The organism is Pedobacter sp. Leaf132 (assembly GCF_920984695.1).
GTDB lineage: Bacteria > Bacteroidota > Bacteroidia > Sphingobacteriales > Sphingobacteriaceae > Pedobacter.
The window spans coordinates 90,782-109,998 of the sequence record NZ_CAKLBO010000009.1 but is presented as its reverse complement, the minus strand read 5'-3'; the positions used below and the strand labels follow the sequence as shown (position 1 = coordinate 109,998).

Sequence of the window (19,217 nt, the reverse complement as noted above, 5' to 3'; positions counted from 1 at the left end):
ACAAAATGAAAATACTAAAACAAATTAGCGTGCTTGCACTGTTCGTGTTAACAGTGGGCGCTGCAAATGCACAATCTGCAGCAGAAGATGTTGTAAAAGATTGGGAAAGAGCAAAAGCTTACACAAAAGAATATTTAGATGCAATGCCAGAAGCTTCTTACAGCTTAAAACCAACACCTCAAATGCGTTCTTTTGCAGAGCAGTTTCTTCACTTAGCTGATGCGAATTATGCTTTTGCTTCAACGGCAACTGGAGAAAAAAGCCCGGTGGCAATGGGAGCTTTAGAAAAAGGAACAGATAAATCGAAAGCAACGGTAACCAAAGATGTACTGGCAAGCTATGATTTTGTAATAGCCAGTGCTAAAAAATTAACTGCTGCCCAAATGAGCGAAATGATTAAGCTTTTTGGAAGATTTGATTTAACCAAAAAACAAGCATTAGATAAAGCCTTTGAGCACCAAACTCACCATAGAGGACAAGCTACAGTTTACATTAGATTGGCTGGTGCAACACCTCCACAAGAAAAATTATTTTAATAAATTTATCAAGATTTTAAATAAAAAGGGCATTCATAACCAAGGATGCCCTTTTATTGGAGTGGCAAACTGAAACCAACAGTAGAGCCCTTTCCAACTACGCTATTTGCCCATATTTTTCCACCATGCCTTTGAATAATTTCGGCACTTAAATATAATCCAATTCCAAAGCCCGAAATTGTACTGGTTTGTTTGCCTTCTACCCTGTAAAAGCGGTCGAAAAGATTTGGTAAGTTTTCTGGCTTAATGCCCATACCATAATCCTTTACCAAAACTTCTGCGTTATTGTTATTTATATTGCAAAAAACCTCAATATTTTTGTTATTCGGAGAGTACTTTATTGCATTTGAAAGGAGGTTTGTAATTACATTGCCTATTTTATCTCTATCTGCCTTCACTTTTACAGAAACAGATGTTTGCAACGCAATGTTATAGTTTGAAGAAGTTAATAAAAGTTCAGATATTATTTCCTCAACCAATAAATTCAATTCAAATTCATTCTTTTCTAAATGGATTTTTCCAGATTCTAAACGAGATAAATTTAGGAAACCATTAATCATGGTATTCATTTTTTTTATCTGCTGCCCGGCTTTATCCAAAGCATTTATGGTATGGCTCTCTGTATTATTAATATTTATTTTTTGAAGAAGTTGTATATATGCGCCTAATGATGTTAATGGCGTTTTCAACTCGTGGCTTACCATGCCAATAAAATCATTTTTTCGCTGTTCGTCTTTTTTCTGCTCGGTAATATCCATAATAATACCAGTAAAAGATGAACTTTCTGTATTCGCACCTTCAGTTAAATTACCTACAGTACGTAGCCACCTTATCTTTTGGTCGTTAAATGTTCTTATAGTGAATGATAAATCAAATTCTTCAGGATGAGTTAGGGCACTTTTTATTGCACTTTCTGCAGCTGGTTTAAAATCATCCGTAATCTGATGTAAACAATCGGCTAGCGTAACCTTATCCTGCGGATGAAATCCAAACAGTTCCTTAAATCGAGCGGAAGAAATAAGCACTCGTGAATGGACATCTATGCTCCAACTGCCAAAATTTGCAGCCTCAATCGCCATTCTAAGTATTTGTTCAGATTGTTCTAGCTGCTTCCGCGATAAAATGAGGTCTTCATTTATATCAGTAAGCATCTGATTGGTTGTAATTATCTGTTTATTCGTTACCGACAGCTCTTCGTTTGCAGTAGCAAGTTCATCATTCAATTTTCTAACTAGCTTGGCGGCCATTACCTGCTCGGTAACATCTACTGCAATATCAATAATCCCTGTTATTTTACCATTTTCTATCAATGGAGTGTAGGTAAAATTGTAAAAACCTGTTTGTATTTTGCCATTGCGTTTAAGTTGTAGGGCGGTTTCGTTCCCTGTCAGCGTTTTCCCGGTGGTATAAACTTGCCTTAATAGCTCGTAGGGTGGTTGTCCTGCTAATTCAGGAATAGCTTCCAACAAAGGTTTTCCTGCAATTTCAGCCTTTTTATCTAAGAGCTCCAACATTTTAGGATTTACCGCATCAATGGTTAAATCATTTCCCTTAAAAACAATAATGGCAACTGCAGCCTGCTCAACTAAGGTCTTTATTTTTCTTTCACTTTCTTCTATAATTGTATTAGCCTTAACCTGCTCTGTAATATCGTGTAGTACCAGCATCATTGAAGTAGCATTTTCTTCATTTTCTAAGGGATGGTAAGCCATTTCATAATAACCCTGAACCATCTGGCCTGCACGCTCAAAAAATATTTTTATTTCAGGGATATGCTTGCTCACCCGCTCCTCAAAAAATTCCTTTAATAATTGTGGTAGAACTTGCTTTTTAAGTTCTGGTATGGCTTCCATTATCGGTTTTCCAATAATTGAATCCTCTTTACCTAGCAAAGCCAACATTTTATTATTTACACTTTCCAGAACCATATCTTCCCCTTTGATTAGGGCAATTGCTACAGGGGCATCTTTTAATAAAGCCAGCGCTTTTTTCTCGCTTGTATCCAAACGGATATTTTCTCCAAGAAGGTTTGTATTAGAATAACCAAGCTGTTGGTTTTCTGTTGCAAGTTCAAAATTTGATATCGAAAGTTCTTGATTGGAGCTGGTTAATATTTTGTTATCAGAATTAAAACGTTCGTTTAGTTTATTAAGCTCCTCATTAGTTGATTGGTATTCTTCATTAATTGCAATTAGCTCATTGGTAAGTTCTTGTTCACGTACAGATTTTTCGTAAACTAACTGCTCCGCTATTAATCTTTCACTTACTTCGATTGCGGTATGTAATATGCCATAAATTTTACCCGTATTATCAAATAATGGTTTATATTCAAAATCAAAATAAAATAACTGGAGTTTTTCTGCAATGCGAAGTTCTGCAGGCATATCTCGATGTATAATCGTTTTACCGGTTTCCCACACATCTTTTAACATGGTACTAAAGGGTTGTCCTTTCAGTTCTGGTACAGCTTCATCTAATGTTAAACCGATAATACTTTTATCTTTTCCCCACAGATTTAACATTGCCTGATTTGCAAATTCGATTACAATCGAGCTTCCGGTGTATATGGCCGTCGCATACTTTGAATGAAATAGAATATTTTGAATATCCTCATTAGATAATCTGTTTTCAGCTGACATAAACCATCGATAATACTAACAAATATATTTAAAAGGCTTTTTGTTTTTTGTATTATCAATATTCTAGCTTAGCCGTTTTGGGAATAGTTAAGCGTTACATAGAAGGCAATGTTTTTGGTTGGCAAATTTACCTCAAAACATCAATCGCTATAATAATTTCTGTTAGCAAAAAAATCTTAATCCCGGTCTTTTAGCCAGACTAATTTCACCACTAAAACTATAGCCTAATTTCGGAAATAAAGTGTTTGTAGCTTGGTTTTGGTTATTGGTATCTACCCGAAGAATTTTTATATTTTTTGTATTGGCAACTATTTCTGCTTGTTGCATTAAGGCTTTCGCAATACCTTTTCCATGAATATCCGGGTTAACCGCCAATCTATGGGTAACAATAGCTTGCTCTGTAATATCCCAACCCGCATCTGCATATTCGGGGTCTTGGTCTGTTGTTATAGCTGAAACGCCAGCAATCTTTTCATCTAAAACAGCAACCCAAAGCTGTCCAATTTCAATGTCTGCTTCGAAAACGGCTGGGTTTGGATAGTCATCATCCCATTGGAAATTACCTGTGGCTCGCATAAGCGGAACAACTTTTTTTACCAATTGCATAATTGCAGAAACATCTTCTTTGCGTGCTAACCTTATCTCCATATAGCAAAGATATAAGAATGGATTTTTTTACTGCCAATGAAACTTCAGAATTACTTCAAATTTGAATTATAGTTTTGAATAAAATCATCCGTATATGAAAAAGATTGCCTCGGCATTTTTAAGTTTATTTTTAATTCCTTTAGCCATATTTTCGCAGAATTTTAGTCCCGATACTGTTACAAGTAAATGGAGCAGTTCTGATATCGTACCTAAACAAAAATTTAAGGCAGTTTCTTTTATTGCTCCTGCAGTGCTTATAGGCTATGGTTTTGCTGCGGTTTATGATAATGGTGCGTTAAAACAGCTTGATGTAAGTACCAAAGGTGAACTTCAGGAAGACCATCCATTATTTGCAGCTCATGTAGATGATTATTTGCAGTTTGCGCCAATGCTTTCTGTTTATGCACTAAATTTATCGGGCGTAAAAGGTGAGCATAATCTTTTCGATGCTTCTATGTTGTACCTAACTTCTGCGGCAATTATGGGTGTATCAACACATTTTGTAAAACAAGGTGTTGGCAGAATGCGGCCAAATGATAACGGAAATAATTCCTTCCCTTCCGGACATACAGCTTCTGCATTTATGGCAGCAGAGTTTCTACATCAGGAGTATAAAAATAAAAACCCATGGATTAGTTATGCAGGTTATTTTGTAGCTGCAGCCACCGGAACCTTAAGAATGTATAACAATAAACATTGGTTTAGCGATGTAGTAGGGGGTGCAGGTTTTGGCATTGCAGCCACTAAAATATCTTATTTGGTTTACCCATACATTAAGCATGTTTTTTCTGCAAAGGGAGATAAAAATTTAGCCATATTGCCAATGTATGGTAGTGGGATTAAAGGTTTTGCATTAGTTAAAAGATTTTAAAATTGCTAAAGTGATGCTCTGTGGCGTGCGCCCCATTTTTCCAAATCTAAAATAATCGGTTTTAGTTCGTAACCAATTTCGGTAAGTTCATATTCTACTTTTGGAGGCACCTGAGCGTAAACCTTACGTGTGATAATTTTATTTTCTTCTAATTTTCTAAGCTGTAAGGTTAGCATTCTTTCGGTAATGTTGGGTAACAATTTTTTTAATTCTCCAAATCGAAGCTTACCATTCAATAACCAGGAGCAAATTACCAAAGCCCATTGTCCGCCGATTAAATTTATAGCATAAACTTCAGCACACTCTTCGCCTAAGGCTTGCTTATTTGCAAAGTTGGTAGAGGTTTCTTTGATTTCAGACATTACTTACATTTTTGATAGTACATTACAATTGGTTGCTAATATACAAATTCAATAGTGTTGCCCCTACATTTGGAAAAAATTAAGAAACATGAAAATTTTAGTAATTGTAACCCATCCAGATTTAGAAAAATCTTTAATAAATAAAAGATGGGTTGCTGAATTGGAAAAGCATCCAGAACGTTATACCATACATAATTTGCATCAACAATATCCTGATGGAGTAATTGATGTTTTAAGAGAGCAGGAACTAGTAGAAAAATATGGTAAAATTGTATTTCAGTTCCCGGTTTATTGGTTTAGTTGCCCCGCATTACTTAAAAAATGGTTTGATGAGGTTTTGATACACGGTTGGGCTTATGGAAGTAAAAGCGGTTATAAAGTATCTGGCAAGAAAATCGCTTTAGCAATGACGGTTGGCGTGGAAGAAATAGAATACAATGCTGGTGAAAAATATAAATATACGCTTGCAGAATTAACCCGGCCTTTTGAACTCTCTTTTGAATACGTTAAAGCAGATTATCAACCTTTTTTTGCTTATTACGGCATAGAATTAAATTCCTCCACAGAACACATTGAAAAAAGTGTGCAGCCATATCTGGCATTTTTAGACACTTTATAGAGGAATGGCAGAGCTAAATTTTGTTTAAAGAAATTTTACTTTTTTTGCATCATCATTAACGGATTTAATGCGATGGTGGTTATCCAGCAACATTAAATCCGTTTAGGTAAATCTTTCTTAAACAAATAACAACAGGCGTTTTTTGCTACATTGAAAACCTTGTGCTTTGATTAAATAGCTTCTTTCGGATCAAAATCTATCATCCATTCTATACCATATTTATCTCTAAACATTGCAAAATACGTTCCCCAAGGACTATCGCCTATTGGCATTTCAATATGTCCGCCGGCAGAAAGCCCATTAAACAATTTATCTGCTTCCTCTTTACTTTCTGTTTGGATAGTAATTTTACTCCTGTTTTCGTTTTCGTTGGTTTTGCCTAAAATTTCGGGAACATCATTGCCTAGCAACACACTACCTGTCCCTATTGGCAAAGCGATGTGCATAATTTTATTTTCTTCTTTTTCAGAAACCGGAAACTCATCGTTTGCCAAATCTTTAAAACGGATAACTTTCGAAAAATCTCCGCCGAAGGCTGATTTATAAAATGTAAATGCTTCTTCGGCATTGCCGTTAAAGTTGATGTGGGGATTAATTATTGCCATGTTGAATTAGTTTTTATTGTTTATGATTTACTGCTAAAATGCTATTAAGTGCTGTTTTTCTTTAGTGCCTTTTTTAGATAATTAACGTTAATTGAGCACCAAATAATAATTATTATAAAGGTTACTGAACGTGATAGTTGCAACCTGCCCGATGTGAAATAACCAATACAAATAAATATTATTGGTATGATGATAGATAAAATCAAAAGTGCAGCATAGATATTTAAACTAGATTTTAGTTGCTTATCTGTTTTGTTCTCGTATAATTTCTCCAGCATAATACTATTCAGCTTATTCGCCGTGGAAACTTAGTGATATCCATAAAGAAAATTTCCCAGGTATGGCCATCAAAATCTTCGATAGTTCTTTGTTGCATAAAACCATAATCCCTCATTTCATTAGGCTCAGTTCCGCCGGCAGTTAACCCAGCATCTACAATTTTACTTACTTCATCAAGGCTTGCAACAGATAGAGAAAAAAGTCCGGCCAAACCAGATTTTGTATCAGCAATAGGTTTTGTAGCGAAGCTTGAAAATTTTTCGTGGCTAAGCAGCATTACAAAAATGTTATCGCTCCACATCATACATTTACCCGAATCGTCAGAAAATTGAGGATTATTTGTAAAACCCAATGCGGTGTAAAAATCTAAAGATTTTTGAAGGTCTTTAACCGGAAAATTAATAAATATCTGGTTGTTCATTTTGGATAGATATGTTTAATTATTTTTTCTTCTTAAAGTTATAAATAATGAGCTGTATATAAAACATTGATTTTGTAGCCTTGCAATGTTTTGTTTTGGTTTAGCTTTTCAGTTTTAGTTTCATCATAATATCTGTTTGCTCATCATCACCGAGTTTAAATATATGCTTATCAAACTCAACAAAGCCATTCTTTTTATAAAAACTTATGGCCCTTTTATTTTCTTCCCACACACCTAACCAAACATAATCTGCTCTTTTATTTTTGGCGATTTCTATAGCCTTATCGTAAAGTATTTGTCCAACTTTTTTGCCATGAAATGCTTTCAAAACATAAATCCTTTCTATTTCAAGCGCTTTGTTGTCTTTTAATTCTGTTTGCGATTGGCCGAAGTTGAGTTTTAAATAACCAATAATTTTGCTCCCTATTTTTGCAAAAAAGAATTCAGCATTTTCATCATGTAACTCAGCATTTATCTTTTCAACAGAAAAACTACTTTCCAGGTAATTAGTCATATTTTCTTCAGAATTACTGTCTGAAAATGTTTCATAAAATGTTTGTCGGCCAATTTCTCTTAATTGGTCAATGTCATTCAAACTAGTTTTTTCGATAGTGATATTATCCATTTCTATGTTAGTATTTTCTTGCCTGATTTGGTCTGCAAGTTTTTTGGGTGCCACTTCACAATAAGCTGTTTTTAAGGCATCAACAAATAATTCTGATTTCACCTTATCCATTTCAATAATTGTCCAGCCTTGCTTTCCCCATTTGTTATTAACAGGGTAAATAATTGTTTTATCTGGTGAAGAAAAAACATCCTGGTCAATTTCTGATAACTTTATAGAAGCCCTTTTTTCTGATGAATCGTAAGTTGCGAAGATTTTATTTTTCACTCTAAAAGAAGTTTTATCAAAATGAGGTTCTTCTGTTGTTTCCGGGAAAGATAAAGCCAATTTTCTAAACGTATCAATTGAAACCATGTATTATACAAGTTTTAGTGATTCTTTTTATATAAAGATAGTGAAATCCATTCTCAGGGATTTTTGTCTATATGTCAGGTATTTAAGTCTACGCTTTTTGTAAAAATCTTATTTTTGTGATTTGTTCCCCAATCTTTTAAAGCATAAATAATTGGTGTTAAGGTATCGGCGTAAGGTTCTAGTTTATAACATATTTTTACAGGATAATCATCAATAACTATTCTTTTTATAAGTTGATGCTGCTCCAAATTTCTCAATTCTTTAGCTAAAACTTTTGGTGTTAAGCCTGCAATACTTTCTTGAATATCTGTGAATCTTTCATTGCCTACACCAACTGAAATAATTATTGGCAATTTCCATTTTCCATTAATCACATCAAGCGCATCTCTAACAGGCTTTACTGTGTCTAAACAACTGCAATGATTTTTACTTTTCGCCATAATAAATATTTTCTACTTTCTTTTGGGAAAGCGCTATACAAAGGAAAGTATATATAAGTAAATTTGCAAAGTAATTTATGATAAGTTAAGTTGGATGAAAATTGATAAACAAATGTTGATTGGTTTGCACCTTGGCAACGGTTATGGCTCTCAATCGGGAGCTTGGCGTTTTCCAGGTGTCGACCCTAAAAGTTACACTAGTTTCGATGCAAGGGTAAAACAGGCACAGGCAGCAGAACGAGGTAAGTTTCAGTTTCTATTTTTGCCCGATGGGCCTGGCGCTGTTATGGCAGATATTGATACAGATGCACCTGCATTTAACCTCGATGTTATGCTTACACTTGCGGCTGTGGCCCGAGAAACAAAGTATATTGGCTTGGTTGCTACTGGTTCTACTACTTTTAATGAGCCCTTCAACTTAGCCAGACAATTTAAAGCTCTCGACGTGATGAGCCATGGTCGTGCAGGTTGGAATGCAATAACCTCTAGCGGAGAAGATGTTGCAGCTAATTACGGGAGAAAAATTCCTTCGAGTGCAGACCGATATGGACGAGCTCATGAAGTGGTACAGCTCATTCAGGCGCTTTGGGGAAGTTGGGGAAAAGATGCTTGGGTACACAATCAGCAAAGTGGCCAATTTGCAAAAAAAGATCAGATTGCACCTATTAATTTACAGGGTAAATTTGTGAGTTCAAGCGGCCCGCTTTATATTCCACCATCTGAACAGGGGCAACCTATTATTTTTCACGCCGGAGGAAGCCCAAATGCACATCGATTAGCAGGGCGTTTTGCCAATGTAGTTATTGGTTCGGCATTTACAATTGAAGATGCAAAAGACCAGCGAAATACTTTTAAACGAGCTGCAGAAAGTTTTGGTCGTGACCCTGACGAAATTAAATACATTCCAGGTTTGATGACCACTATCGCGAAAGACAGACGTGCTGCACTCGACCGCCGTATTCGGTTAAGTGGAGATTTTTTGTTACAAAGAATTGGTTATTTGCAACAAATGTTGGGTGTTCCACTTAATGCCTTAAGGTTTAACGAACCAATTTCAAAATCTTTGTTGGATATTGCCCGACCTTCATATTACGACCCACGGTCTGCTAACGCTTTAAAAATTGCCAGAGAAGGTTGGAGTATTCGTGATATTTTGGCGCATGGTGTTATCGATTATCATCCCGTAATTGTAGGCCCGGGAATTGAAGCCGCAAACCATATGCAAGAGTGGTTTGAAACAGGTGCAGCCGATGGTTTTTGTATCTCGCCTGATGTTAATGCCGATGGAATTGGTGCTTTTGTGGACGAAGTTGTTCCCATTTTACAAGAACGTAAACTTTTTCACCAAGATTACGAAGGCAAAACTTTGCGAGAGCACCTTGGTGCACCCAATCAATACGGATTGACCCACGAGTTTAAAATTTAAAATAATAAAAATATATAATATGAAAATAGGAATAATTGGAACCGGTAATATCGGAAGTGCATTAGCAGGATATTTAATAAACTTAGGTCATGAAGTTACTATTGCAAATTCTAGAGGACCTGAAACACTTGTCGAAATTGCAGCAAAAACAGGTGCAACCCCAGTAACCGTTGAACTAGCCGCAAGTGCAAAAGACCTTGTTATTATTGCCATACCACAAAAAGCATTGGTTAAATTACCTATTACTATTCTATGTATTTCAGAAGCTATTATTGTAGATGCAGGAAATTACTATCCATCTCGTGATGGTGAAATAGCAGATATAAAAAACGGATTGACAGATAGTGAATGGACAGCCAAAGTAATTGGTCATCCTGTAATTAAGGCTTTTAATAATATTGTTGCTCCAAGTTTGTCTTCAAAAGCTGTTGCTGCCGGCAGTCCAAATAGAATTGCATTGTCGGTTGCCGGAGATAAGGAAGAGCACAAACAAGTTGTTAAAAATTTAATTAATGAAATTGGTTTTGATGCAATTGATGGTGGATTGCTATCTGATTCGTGGAGGCAACAGCCCGGTGAACCTGCATATTGTCAGGATTTAAATAAGGAACAATTAAAAATGACATTACAAAAAGCAGATATTACAACACATTCCGAAAACCTTGCTAAAGCAGATGAGATGGCACGTCCTTATTTTTAGATAATAGAGGTTTCAAATATGTGAAAGCAGAAGTTTGAAAAATTGTCTGCCTTCACATTGCCATTAAACAATTTTTAATGATTTAATCAAACCATTTTCAAATTCATAATGATAAGTTAATATAATCGGACTACCCGGAAATATTCCTGATACCTCGGATTTTAGCGTTTGTTGTGTTTCAGAATATTCAAGAGGTTTCATTGTTGCTTGATATTCTTTATTTGCTTTTGCTATCCAATTTTCTATTTCTTTCCGTCCGTTGTGCGTTTTACCTTCATCAAAAACTACGGCTGTTTCTGTAAAACACTTTGCATACGCAACGCTATCAAAGCTATTCTGCGTTTTTACTAATTCTGTTAATACTTTTGGTAAATTCATATCTGTTTAATTTTTGGTTATTAAATTGTTGGCACCGTGCCGCCATCTATTACAAAATTTGTCCCAGTTAAATAATTAGCTCTTGGTGAAACCAAAAAACCGACCAATTCTGCTACTTCTTCTGCTTCGGCAGGCCTGCCAAAAGGTATTCCGCCTAAAGCATCCATTACGCCTTGTTATGCTTCTTCTATGCTGCTGTTTGCATTTCGTGCAATTTCACCCAACCAGGCTTTTGAGGCATTTGTATTAATCCATCCCGGCGAAACAGTTAGCACCCGAATACCTTTGGGGGTTACTTCGTTAGATAAACTTTTGCTATAATTTATTAAGGCTGCTTTTGAAGCAGCATAAGGAAGTGTAGAGTCGTATAACGGTAGTTTGCCTTGAATAGAGGCGATGTGGATAATTACTCCACTTTTTTGTTCAATCATTTGTGGCAAAAATCCTCTATCCAATCTAATGGGTGCTAGTAAATTAGCTTGTAGCATTGATTCCCAATCTTCATCGCTTAATGCAGCAAAGCCTCCGGCAGGAGTTACAGACGAACCCAGGTTATTAACCAAAATATCTAGCCTGTGGTAAGACGAAAGTATATCACTAATTACTTTTTGTGCATCGGTAGTCTTGCTCAAATCTGCAGGAATGAAATGCATGTTTCCGTCGTGTTTTTCTGGTGGGTTTCGGGCAGTAATAATAACCGTTGCGCCAGCTTGTAAAAGCCTCTCGGCAATTGCTCTACCTGCACCTTTTGTACCACCGGTTACCAAGGCAATTTTGCCCGACAACTCATTATTGAAATTAAAATGTTGTTCCATTGTATAATTGTTTAGGTCAAAATTCAGACTTATGTGTAGTTATTACAAGTACGGAATTACGATTCGGATAGGGATAAATTTTTCTCCTATTGCACATTTTGGAACATTGATTTAATTTTGCCTTATGTATGAAAGGAAAATTATACCGAACCTTAATTGTGGTTTAGATTTGATTGGTGAAGTGTTGTACGGAAAATGGAAAATCCGCTTATTATGGTTTATTAACCAAGGCCATCAACGTCCGAGTGAATTACAGCGGAAAATTCCAGATGCAACAAGGCGTGTATTGAATATTCAACTGAAAGAATTAGAAGACCATGAATTGATTACCAAGAAAATTTACCCGGTAGTACCGCCAAAGGTAGAATATAGTTTAACTGATTTTGGCAAAACACTGATTCCTGTAATTGCAGCAATAGGAGAGTGGGGAGATAAAAATGAGGCACATTTACGTACCGTTATACTAAAACGGTTGACAATCGAAAGTTAGTGGTGTGAGAGTTAGGTATTTCTTGTGGATGGTGATAATACCAAATAAAGGAGATATTCAAGTGAGTCTGTTTAATTATTGCTTTTGCTTAATTGGTCAATAAATTTCAAAATCACTTTAGTTTGTTTGTCTTCCGATTTTGTAGAAGCAATTTTCCCCAAAATTTCCTTTTGATCTTCATCATGCAATTTTTCAAAGGCTTTTAGAACTCCTGCTTCTTTGAAGGTTTCCAAAATTTCTTTTTCTGTTACTTTTTCTTGGTTTGAAAGTAGATAAAGCGTAACAGTAACAATGTCGCCACCTTTTTTATTGATTGCTTTTCGTATTTCGCCATTTATAGAAAGCATTTTGTCTTCGCCCTTTATTGGTGCAAGATTTCTTGCTTCAATTTTATAATTATCAACGAAACCTGAAACTTTTATGTCGCCCCATTTTCCATCAATATTTTTTGAATTTCGAATACGCAAATGGTATGTCCAAGCACCTTTTCCGTGTTCGTAGATTAGTTCAAGCTTTTCGTCTTTTATAATGTAGTCCATTTGTAATAGGGTTATCTTTTAGCCTTTCCGCTAACGTTTTGGGGCTTTGCGATGGTGGGGCAATCGAAGCACAAATCTTCAATTTTGTACTAAAGTTCAATCGAAGAAATACTGTTGAACTTTGCAGTTTCGCCCCACTATTGCAAAACCCTTGTTATCTGTAGTGCTTTATTAGGTTTTCAATATTCGTTATTCTTAATTCATAATACATACAATCATATTTTGCTTCTTTAAGCCAATTTTTGAAGGATTGCAAACTGTCAAAAGAGATTATTTTATCAGTCTTTTTTACCTTTAATTCGCAATTTGTATTTTTGAAAAAATTAATTATTGGTAATAATTTGCTATTTGCATAACCAACTGCAGAAGCACAGTTATATGACAAGGCATTTTCTATTTCTTCGATTTCATTAATTGTTAGAATTTTTTCAAAAACTTTTTCATCTCCATTCATAAGCAATTGAATTTACTATTTGGTTCACGGCTTTTTGGTCAAAATTGGTATTTTTTTTTAAAAATTGTCTTGAGTTTTCAGCTCCTTTTTTTAAATCAGTAAAATTCCATAATTCATATTGTGAAGCCTCTTTATATACTTTTGAAAAAAACTCTTTCTCAATTTCTGTAATATTTGAATTGTCCATAATAGATTTGTAAAATGTCCACGGTTTTTCCCAATCAGAAAAATTGTTAATTATTTGCGTTAGGTTCTTCATAGCATTACAGATAACTTCTAAATTTACGCATTGCGTTTATCCGAATTTAATAACATTCGTAAATCTAAAATAGAAAATACTATTTATTCGTGAAATTTTCTCTACTCAAACCATCTTAAATCGTGTTTTCCTTCAAACCAGCTATTTCGGCTTTGCGAATGTTTAAAGCTTAGAAAATTATAGCAGACCCATTGTTTCCGCTACTTTGCAGGCCTCGAAAGCATTGGTTACGTTTAGTTTGTTGAAAATATTTTGCCTGTGCCGGTTTATGGTATTAATGCTTAAAGAAAGTTTTTCGGCAATTTCCTTACTTCTATAACCGAGTTTAATCAGCTGTAAAATTCCCCTTTCTCTTTCTGTAATAATATATTTAATCTTTTGCTCATCATGTTCAATTACCTTCCCGGTAAGTGTATTAATTATAACAGCCTGCGGAATGGTGAATTCCAAATGTTCATTAATCAGGTTATACAAACAAAGTGCGAGCCATACGCTGCCATCATCATTGCTGCCTAAGTAAACCAAACGATGTTGTAGCAAAATGTATTTTCCCCCGGTATTTTTGATTCTCAATCGCGTAACAACCTGGTAATTTGTTCGTTCGTTAATATTGATTTCACTTAAAATTTTAAAAAACTGAAACTCCATCTGATATTTTTTCAAGAGGTCTTCAGGGTGAACCCGGTTTAAAAGTTCATCCTCCCAAATAGATTTAATTTCAGATTCTTTATTCGTTAGGCCAATATTATCTGCAATGCCGCTATAATATAGGTAACTGTTTCTTGCCTTTAAATCGCTGAGTACGCTAATGCAGTTTTCGAGCTTGCAATACATTTGCGCAATAGATTTCGCCGAGCTTAATTGCGCATCCGTAGTTAAATCATTCTGAAAAGTCTGCGAAAAAAGTTTGATATCAAGGTGCGCTCTCATCTTAGGTTTGTTGTGGTTATTTTTTACCATTGAATATTTTTTCGATGATGAATAACTTTGCGAACATACTAAAGTAGACTGTTGGTTTTAGTAATTCCAGCATCAAATATCAGATATGAAAAAAATATTTTTAGCATTGGGTTTAGTTTTTGGCTTATCAGAACTTAAAGCGCAAACGCTTGAAAAAATGCAATGGTTTAATGAACCTGCAAAATGGCAAATAAAAGATAACAGCCTGATTATGCAGGTAACTCCACAAAGTGATTACTGGCGTATTGCTCACTACGGTTTCACTGTAGATGATGCGCCATTTTATTTTGCAAACTATGGTGGCGAGTTTGAAGCCAAAGTAAAGTTAACAGGTGCTTACAAAGCCCGTTTCGACCAGATGGGTTTAATGATAAGAACCGACCATAAAAACTACATTAAAACAGGTGTAGAATTTGTTGACAGAAAGTTTAATGTAAGTACTGTGGTTACGCATGAAAAAAGCGATTGGAGTGTACTAACGCTCGATAAAGTGCCGGCATTTATTTGGATAAAAGTTGTACGCAGATTAGATGCGGTAGAAATTTTTTATTCGCTTGATGATAAAAATTACATCCTTACACGTAATGCGCCTTTGCAAGATAATGCACCTGTGCAAGTGGGTTTAATGGCTGCAAGTCCGGATGGTGCAGGCTTTGAAGCTAAATTTGAAAATTTTTCGGTTAAACATTTACCAGATCAACGCAGATTGGAATGGCTAAAAAATCATCAATAAAGCCTTATATTATTAGTTCTGTTGGTATGTTTACGGTTGATAATGAATAGCTGCGGGTGCGGTAAATTTTGAAACGCCAATAGTTAAATAGCTCAAATATTCTAACGAAAGTATTAAAGCGCCAGATAAATATGGCTCGTAATTTTTAGGTTTTACAATGTTTAATATGTTTCGTTTACTAAAAAAGTGTTCGTCGCAAAATAAGTTAAACAGGTGAAACCGTTTTTCTAAATCTTTACCCGCTAAAATAAAGGCAGCAGTTTCTCCAGTTGGTATAAAACCATCGTAATTCTTATCCTTTAAGCCACCAAACTCAGTATAGTTTTTGTCGTATAAAGAGTTTTTACTTAAAAATACATCAAAAATTTCTGGCCTGATGTGTGGTGCCAAAGCTAAGAGTAAAACAATTCTTTCCTGTACGCTAACATTATCCCTTTTAAGCACTTCAGCGTAGAAAGATTCTCCATCACTAATATCGGGCGGTTCAATATCGTAGATGCTTTCTATATTATGGTCTAAATCGAAAAAGGTTTTTATACTGATGTCTATAACTTGCTGAAGCCAGTTCAGTTCTTTTTCTAATGCCTCTGCATTTTTTTTGACCATTAATTTCATCGTACAAAAAATTATTGAAACGTTAAGATAACGTTTTTTTTATTACAATGAATATTATTTTTATAGTTAAATAGTTGGTTTATTGTTTGTTATTTGGCGCTGTGGAAAGACCTTAAATCCTAAAATTCAAATTCTAATTGATTATCTTTTTCTCCATCAACAATTAAATCATCGTAAAACCTCGAAACTGTAATGCCCAATAACCTTACTTTGGCAAATCCAATTTCAGCCTCATTTAATAAATTGATGGCTTCGCTGTAAATGATTTCTGCACTATAAACCGGGGCAGCAAAAGAGCGACTTCTTGTAATCTGTTTAAAATCTTCGAATTTGATTTTAAGAGTAATTGTTTTTCCTTTCAGTTGTTTTTGCTCTAATCTCCGGGCAACTGTACTGCTAATTTGATTTAAAAGACTATGCATAACAGATGCCTCGTTGGTATCATTTGCCAATGTATCTTCGGCACCAACAGATTTTGTTTCGCGGTGGGCTTGCACCGGCCGTTCATCTATACCCCGCACAATTTTGTAATAGAATTTTCCGGTTTTACCGAATTGTGCTACCATTTGCTGCTCCGTAAGTTTTTTTAAGTCGGCACCGGTATTTAGTTGCATGGCTTTCATGCGTGCTGCAGTAACCTTACCCACACCAAAAAATTTTTCTACGGGTAGCTTTTCCATAAAAGCTTTAATTTTTGATGGACCGATAAAAGTTAAACCGTCAGGTTTGTTCATATCTGATGCAATTTTGGCTACAAATTTATTTATCGAAACGCCAGCAGAGGCCGTAAGATTTAACTCGTTTTTGATGGCATCTTTTATAGATTGCGCAATATCAATGGCAGAGCCGATAGCCAATTTATCTTCAGTAACATCTAAATAAGCTTCATCTAAAGAAAGTGGCTCAATTATATCTGTATAACGGCTAAAAATTTCCCTTATACTTTTAGAAACGGCAACATAAGCATCAAACCTCGGATATACAAAAATCGCTGTCGGACAGAGTTGATAGGCCTTACTGCAAGACATGGCCGAGCGAATTCCAAACTGCCGGGCCTCGTAACTGGCCGTAGCTACAACGCCTCTGCTATCGGGCTTGCCGCCAACAACCAAAGGTTTGCCGCGGTATTCTGGAAAATCACGCTGTTCTACAGATGCATAAAATGCATCCATATCAACATGGATAATTTTTCTGAAATTTTGTTTGCTTTCCTCCGGCATTTACATGCTAAAATCGGGTTTTTAACTTTATAAATTGAGGAGATTATTTTTCTTTACAAAATATAGCAGTAGTTCATCGATATATGAAGTAACAAGTTACGATTAAGTTAAATGCTTTGAAGAACTTTATTTAATGATGATATGATATGAACGACTAATTGGCTATTCGCCCACACATTACAAATCGGTTGCTGTTTTTTGAATTTGAGAATGTTTTGAAATTGGACTATAGAAGATGTTTATAATTATCTATTAAGCATCAAATGAAGGATAAAGAATGTAAATCTAAGTCAATAGTAATCCTACTTTGTTTAATAGAGCATCCATTTCAAATGGTTTTTCCATGAAATCATTTGCGCCGGCATCCAATGCCGATTGCCTGATGTCGCGGCTTGCAGATATCATTAAAACCGGGATTTTGCTAAAAACTGGGTCGTTTTTAAGCTGCTTGCAAATATCCCTTCCATCGTGCCCACTCATCCATATATCTAAAAGAATTAAATCAGGTCCTTTTTTTACTAATTCTAAAACTGCGCCGCCGTCATAAGTGAAATCAACTTCATAGCCCATTACTTCTAATATCATTGATACTGCATCTACAATGCCCTCATCATCATCTGCAATAAGAATTTTTTTAGTTTCCATTAAATGTTTTCAAGTAAGCGTTCTGCTTGGTTTCAGCCAAAAGCCGATAATTTCTCACAGTATAAATACCTGATTTATATATTTTGTTTTAATTAATAAATATTTTTTTGCTATTGGCAAATTTCCTTCTCAAATGTATAAGTTGGATTACACTTTTAAAGCAAGTTGTGGTTTTTTTGATTTTATTAAATTAAGCGTATTAGTACGATAATATTTTATATTTACAGCATAATTTTACAATGATAAGGTTTGTAAACCAAAATGGATAGTATTAATATAAAGAAACTAGCTAAAGCATTAAATTTATCTACATCTACTATTTCGAGAGCATTTAGAGATAATAGCGATATTAATGCAACTACCAAAGCACTAATATTGGAAAAAGCTAAGGAATTAAACTATCAACCAAACCATTACGCCAGTAATCTTCGTGAGCAGAAAAGTAAAACCATTGCCGTAATTGTTCCCGAGCTGGCAAATAATTATTTCTCGCAAGCCATACATGGAATTGAACGTGTAGCCCGTGAAAATGGTTACCACATTTTAATTTACGTTACCGACGATGATTTTAAAAAGGAAGTAAATTTTATAATGCACCTGCACAACGGCAGGGCAGATGGAATTATTATGTCGGTTTCTGGTGAGGCTAACGACCATAACTATCTAAATAAATTTGGTGCGAAACGTTTGCCTTTGGTTTTTTTCGATAGGATTTATGAAGATATTGAAACGCCTCGGGTAATTACAAATGATTATAACAGTAGTTTTTTGGCTACCGAGCACTTAATAGAGCAAGGTTGTAAACGAATTGCTTACCTGGTTGTAAATAAGAGTTTATCAATTGGTAAAACCCGTATGCAAGGTTATATAGATGCGCTTTCTAAACACGATTTGAAGTTTGATGAGCAATTGATTGTGGATTGCAGCAACAGTTATGAAGAAAATAGCATCATCATCAAAAATGCTTTAACAGAGCTAAAGCCTGATGGCGTTTTTACATCTGTTGAGCGTTTGGCTTTTGCAAGTTATTACGCGTGTTATGATTTAAATATTTCGATACCCGATGATTTAAAAATAATCAGTTTTTCGAGTTTGGAAATCGCACCACTTTTAAATCCATCCTTAACAACAATTACACAACCTGCTACCGAAATTGGTATGGAAGCAGCCAAAATGCTGTTCAAAATTTTAGATAAAAACAGTAACGAAAACTGCTCATTAGAAGTGGTTTTAGAATCTAAAATAATCATGCGGAATTCTACCTCAAATTCGCCTCAAAAACACTAAAAAAACTACCTGTTTTTAGCCCTCATTTTTGATAAAAAAAATCTTCACTTAGTGTATTTTACGCAGAATTTCGCTTCATCATCGGGAACGTTCCCGATAAATATTCCGAATTGCGCTTGAAAAAGTCGGGAACGTTCCCGAAAAACAGGTAAAAAATCACTTAGTGTAAAAATTACACACAAAATTTATTTTTAACATTTTTAAATTATTGTAAATCAATGTTTTAATTTATTAATCATTTGATTTGAGTAAGATAAAAAAATGGAAAAGCTCAGGTTTTTTAGCCAGAAATTAATT

23 protein-coding genes and 1 pseudogene are annotated in these 19,217 nt (G+C 35.0%); 8 read left to right on the top strand and 16 right to left on the bottom strand.

Features of this window, described 5'->3' with window-relative positions; genetic code table 11:
• Positions 1–5: 5 nt before the first annotated feature.
• A complete protein-coding gene (locus LUA86_RS15545) occupies positions 6–536 on the top strand; it encodes a DinB family protein (RefSeq protein WP_231464363.1) in 531 nt (176 codons plus the stop codon).
• Positions 537–589: 53 nt separating this feature from the next.
• Here LUA86_RS15545 and LUA86_RS15540 read toward each other — a convergent pair whose 3' ends face one another.
• A complete protein-coding gene (locus tag LUA86_RS15540; protein ID WP_231464361.1) occupies positions 590–3,175 on the bottom strand; it encodes a PAS domain-containing protein in 2,586 nt (861 codons plus the stop codon).
• 162 nt (positions 3,176–3,337) lie between these two features.
• Positions 3,338–3,823, bottom strand: a complete 486-nt coding sequence (locus LUA86_RS15535) for a GNAT family N-acetyltransferase (protein WP_231464359.1) — start codon at positions 3,821–3,823, stop codon at positions 3,338–3,340.
• 94 nt (positions 3,824–3,917) lie between these two features.
• Between LUA86_RS15535 and LUA86_RS15530 the strand changes: the two genes are divergently transcribed.
• A complete protein-coding gene (locus tag LUA86_RS15530) occupies positions 3,918–4,694 on the top strand; it encodes a phosphatase PAP2 family protein (protein ID WP_231464357.1) in 777 nt (258 codons plus the stop codon).
• A gap of 5 nt (positions 4,695–4,699) precedes the next feature.
• Here the strand turns inward: LUA86_RS15530 and LUA86_RS15525 are convergent, their stop codons facing one another.
• Positions 4,700–5,056, bottom strand: coding sequence for a helix-turn-helix domain-containing protein (locus LUA86_RS15525; protein ID WP_231464355.1), 357 nt, complete (start codon positions 5,054–5,056; stop codon positions 4,700–4,702).
• 88 nt (positions 5,057–5,144) lie between these two features.
• Between LUA86_RS15525 and LUA86_RS15520 the strand changes: the two genes are divergently transcribed.
• Positions 5,145–5,675 carry an NAD(P)H-dependent oxidoreductase gene (locus tag LUA86_RS15520; RefSeq protein ID WP_231464353.1) on the top strand — a complete coding sequence of 177 codons (531 nt, stop codon included), beginning with the start codon at positions 5,145–5,147 and terminating at the stop codon, positions 5,673–5,675.
• 170 nt (positions 5,676–5,845) lie between these two features.
• On the opposite strand, the gene LUA86_RS15515 is transcribed toward LUA86_RS15520, so the two are convergent.
• The 4 genes from LUA86_RS15515 to LUA86_RS15500 all read right to left on the bottom strand — a co-directional run bounded on the left by LUA86_RS15515 (position 5,846) and on the right by LUA86_RS15500 (position 8,399).
• Positions 5,846–6,280, bottom strand: a complete 435-nt coding sequence (locus LUA86_RS15515; protein WP_231464351.1) for a VOC family protein — start codon at positions 6,278–6,280, stop codon at positions 5,846–5,848.
• A gap of 286 nt (positions 6,281–6,566) precedes the next feature.
• Positions 6,567–6,980, bottom strand: coding sequence for a VOC family protein (locus LUA86_RS15510; RefSeq protein WP_231464349.1), 414 nt, complete (start codon positions 6,978–6,980; stop codon positions 6,567–6,569).
• Positions 6,981–7,080: 100 nt separating this feature from the next.
• Entirely contained in the window at positions 7,081–7,959 is an 879-nt protein-coding gene (locus tag LUA86_RS15505; RefSeq protein ID WP_231464348.1) for a GNAT family N-acetyltransferase, read from the bottom strand.
• Positions 7,960–8,033: 74 nt separating this feature from the next.
• Positions 8,034–8,399, bottom strand: coding sequence for a helix-turn-helix domain-containing protein (locus LUA86_RS15500; RefSeq protein WP_231464346.1), 366 nt, complete (start codon positions 8,397–8,399; stop codon positions 8,034–8,036).
• Positions 8,400–8,493: 94 nt separating this feature from the next.
• On the opposite strand from LUA86_RS15500, the gene LUA86_RS15495 reads away from it, so the two are divergent.
• Positions 8,494–9,825, top strand: a complete 1,332-nt coding sequence (locus LUA86_RS15495) for an NtaA/DmoA family FMN-dependent monooxygenase (RefSeq protein ID WP_231464344.1) — start codon at positions 8,494–8,496, stop codon at positions 9,823–9,825.
• A gap of 19 nt (positions 9,826–9,844) precedes the next feature.
• Entirely contained in the window at positions 9,845–10,525 is a 681-nt protein-coding gene (locus LUA86_RS15490) for an NADPH-dependent F420 reductase (protein ID WP_231464342.1), read from the top strand.
• A 63-nt stretch (positions 10,526–10,588) separates the two neighbouring features.
• On the opposite strand, the gene LUA86_RS15485 is transcribed toward LUA86_RS15490, so the two are convergent.
• Together LUA86_RS15485 and LUA86_RS15480 are read right to left on the bottom strand one after the other, a co-directional pair.
• Positions 10,589–10,903 carry a nuclear transport factor 2 family protein gene (locus LUA86_RS15485; RefSeq protein ID WP_231464340.1) on the bottom strand — a complete coding sequence of 105 codons (315 nt, stop codon included), beginning with the start codon at positions 10,901–10,903 and terminating at the stop codon, positions 10,589–10,591.
• A gap of 20 nt (positions 10,904–10,923) precedes the next feature.
• Positions 10,924–11,718 (bottom strand): annotated as a pseudogene (locus LUA86_RS15480) (SDR family oxidoreductase).
• Between the two features lie 124 nt (positions 11,719–11,842).
• Here LUA86_RS15480 and LUA86_RS15475 point away from each other — a divergent pair.
• Positions 11,843–12,208 (top strand): helix-turn-helix domain-containing protein, encoded by a 366-nt coding sequence (locus LUA86_RS15475; RefSeq protein WP_231464338.1) that lies wholly within the window; start codon positions 11,843–11,845, stop codon positions 12,206–12,208.
• A 71-nt stretch (positions 12,209–12,279) separates the two neighbouring features.
• On the opposite strand, the gene LUA86_RS15470 is transcribed toward LUA86_RS15475, so the two are convergent.
• From LUA86_RS15470 to LUA86_RS15455, 4 genes are all read right to left on the bottom strand, one after another.
• Complete coding sequence (locus LUA86_RS15470) at positions 12,280–12,747, bottom strand: DUF1905 domain-containing protein (RefSeq protein ID WP_231464336.1); 468 nt, start codon at positions 12,745–12,747, stop codon at positions 12,280–12,282.
• Positions 12,748–12,901: 154 nt separating this feature from the next.
• A complete protein-coding gene (locus LUA86_RS15465) occupies positions 12,902–13,201 on the bottom strand; it encodes a hypothetical protein (RefSeq protein ID WP_231464334.1) in 300 nt (99 codons plus the stop codon).
• Positions 13,188–13,460, bottom strand: a complete 273-nt coding sequence (locus LUA86_RS15460) for a hypothetical protein (protein WP_231464332.1) — start codon at positions 13,458–13,460, stop codon at positions 13,188–13,190. Before LUA86_RS15460 ends, LUA86_RS15465 begins: the two co-directional genes overlap by 14 nt.
• Positions 13,461–13,637: 177 nt before the next feature.
• Positions 13,638–14,390 carry a response regulator transcription factor gene (locus LUA86_RS15455; RefSeq protein ID WP_231464330.1) on the bottom strand — a complete coding sequence of 251 codons (753 nt, stop codon included), beginning with the start codon at positions 14,388–14,390 and terminating at the stop codon, positions 13,638–13,640.
• A 115-nt stretch (positions 14,391–14,505) separates the two neighbouring features.
• On the opposite strand from LUA86_RS15455, the gene LUA86_RS15450 reads away from it, so the two are divergent.
• The gene (locus tag LUA86_RS15450) at positions 14,506–15,153 is read left to right on the top strand and encodes a DUF1349 domain-containing protein (protein WP_231464328.1); all 648 of its coding nucleotides are present in this window, start codon (positions 14,506–14,508) and stop codon (positions 15,151–15,153) included.
• Between the two features lie 30 nt (positions 15,154–15,183).
• Here the strand turns inward: LUA86_RS15450 and LUA86_RS15445 are convergent, their stop codons facing one another.
• The 3 genes from LUA86_RS15445 to LUA86_RS15435 form a co-directional block, all read right to left on the bottom strand.
• Positions 15,184–15,768: a hypothetical protein gene (locus tag LUA86_RS15445; protein ID WP_231464326.1), complete on the bottom strand. Its 585-nt coding sequence runs from the start codon at positions 15,766–15,768 to the stop codon at positions 15,184–15,186.
• A 119-nt stretch (positions 15,769–15,887) separates the two neighbouring features.
• Entirely contained in the window at positions 15,888–16,988 is a 1,101-nt protein-coding gene (gene dinB / locus LUA86_RS15440; RefSeq protein ID WP_231464324.1) for a DNA polymerase IV, read from the bottom strand.
• A gap of 285 nt (positions 16,989–17,273) precedes the next feature.
• Positions 17,274–17,633: a PleD family two-component system response regulator gene (locus LUA86_RS15435; RefSeq protein WP_231464322.1), complete on the bottom strand. Its 360-nt coding sequence runs from the start codon at positions 17,631–17,633 to the stop codon at positions 17,274–17,276.
• A gap of 261 nt (positions 17,634–17,894) precedes the next feature.
• Between LUA86_RS15435 and LUA86_RS15430 the strand changes: the two genes are divergently transcribed.
• The gene (locus LUA86_RS15430) at positions 17,895–18,920 is read left to right on the top strand and encodes a LacI family DNA-binding transcriptional regulator (protein WP_231464320.1); all 1,026 of its coding nucleotides are present in this window, start codon (positions 17,895–17,897) and stop codon (positions 18,918–18,920) included.
• Positions 18,921–19,217: the final 297 nt, after the last annotated feature.

Coding starts and splice junctions, on each gene's coding strand:
- LUA86_RS15545 (WP_231464363.1), top strand. CDS start 6: ATGAAAATACTAAAACAAATTAGCGTGCTTGCACTGTTCGTGTTAACA.
- LUA86_RS15540 (WP_231464361.1), bottom strand. CDS start 3,175: ATGTCAGCTGAAAACAGATTATCTAATGAGGATATTCAAAATATTCTA.
- LUA86_RS15535 (WP_231464359.1), bottom strand. CDS start 3,823: ATGGAGATAAGGTTAGCACGCAAAGAAGATGTTTCTGCAATTATGCAA.
- LUA86_RS15530 (WP_231464357.1), top strand. CDS start 3,918: ATGAAAAAGATTGCCTCGGCATTTTTAAGTTTATTTTTAATTCCTTTA.
- LUA86_RS15525 (WP_231464355.1), bottom strand. CDS start 5,056: ATGTCTGAAATCAAAGAAACCTCTACCAACTTTGCAAATAAGCAAGCC.
- LUA86_RS15520 (WP_231464353.1), top strand. CDS start 5,145: ATGAAAATTTTAGTAATTGTAACCCATCCAGATTTAGAAAAATCTTTA.
- LUA86_RS15515 (WP_231464351.1), bottom strand. CDS start 6,280: ATGGCAATAATTAATCCCCACATCAACTTTAACGGCAATGCCGAAGAA.
- LUA86_RS15510 (WP_231464349.1), bottom strand. CDS start 6,980: ATGAACAACCAGATATTTATTAATTTTCCGGTTAAAGACCTTCAAAAA.
- LUA86_RS15505 (WP_231464348.1), bottom strand. CDS start 7,959: ATGGTTTCAATTGATACGTTTAGAAAATTGGCTTTATCTTTCCCGGAA.
- LUA86_RS15500 (WP_231464346.1), bottom strand. CDS start 8,399: ATGGCGAAAAGTAAAAATCATTGCAGTTGTTTAGACACAGTAAAGCCT.
- LUA86_RS15495 (WP_231464344.1), top strand. CDS start 8,494: ATGAAAATTGATAAACAAATGTTGATTGGTTTGCACCTTGGCAACGGT.
- LUA86_RS15490 (WP_231464342.1), top strand. CDS start 9,845: ATGAAAATAGGAATAATTGGAACCGGTAATATCGGAAGTGCATTAGCA.
- LUA86_RS15485 (WP_231464340.1), bottom strand. CDS start 10,903: ATGAATTTACCAAAAGTATTAACAGAATTAGTAAAAACGCAGAATAGC.
- LUA86_RS15475 (WP_231464338.1), top strand. CDS start 11,843: ATGTATGAAAGGAAAATTATACCGAACCTTAATTGTGGTTTAGATTTG.
- LUA86_RS15470 (WP_231464336.1), bottom strand. CDS start 12,747: ATGGACTACATTATAAAAGACGAAAAGCTTGAACTAATCTACGAACAC.
- LUA86_RS15465 (WP_231464334.1), bottom strand. CDS start 13,201: ATGAATGGAGATGAAAAAGTTTTTGAAAAAATTCTAACAATTAATGAA.
- LUA86_RS15460 (WP_231464332.1), bottom strand. CDS start 13,460: ATGAAGAACCTAACGCAAATAATTAACAATTTTTCTGATTGGGAAAAA.
- LUA86_RS15455 (WP_231464330.1), bottom strand. CDS start 14,390: ATGAGAGCGCACCTTGATATCAAACTTTTTTCGCAGACTTTTCAGAAT.
- LUA86_RS15450 (WP_231464328.1), top strand. CDS start 14,506: ATGAAAAAAATATTTTTAGCATTGGGTTTAGTTTTTGGCTTATCAGAA.
- LUA86_RS15445 (WP_231464326.1), bottom strand. CDS start 15,768: ATGAAATTAATGGTCAAAAAAAATGCAGAGGCATTAGAAAAAGAACTG.
- dinB (WP_231464324.1), bottom strand. CDS start 16,988: ATGCCGGAGGAAAGCAAACAAAATTTCAGAAAAATTATCCATGTTGAT.
- LUA86_RS15435 (WP_231464322.1), bottom strand. CDS start 17,633: ATGGAAACTAAAAAAATTCTTATTGCAGATGATGATGAGGGCATTGTA.
- LUA86_RS15430 (WP_231464320.1), top strand. CDS start 17,895: ATGGATAGTATTAATATAAAGAAACTAGCTAAAGCATTAAATTTATCT.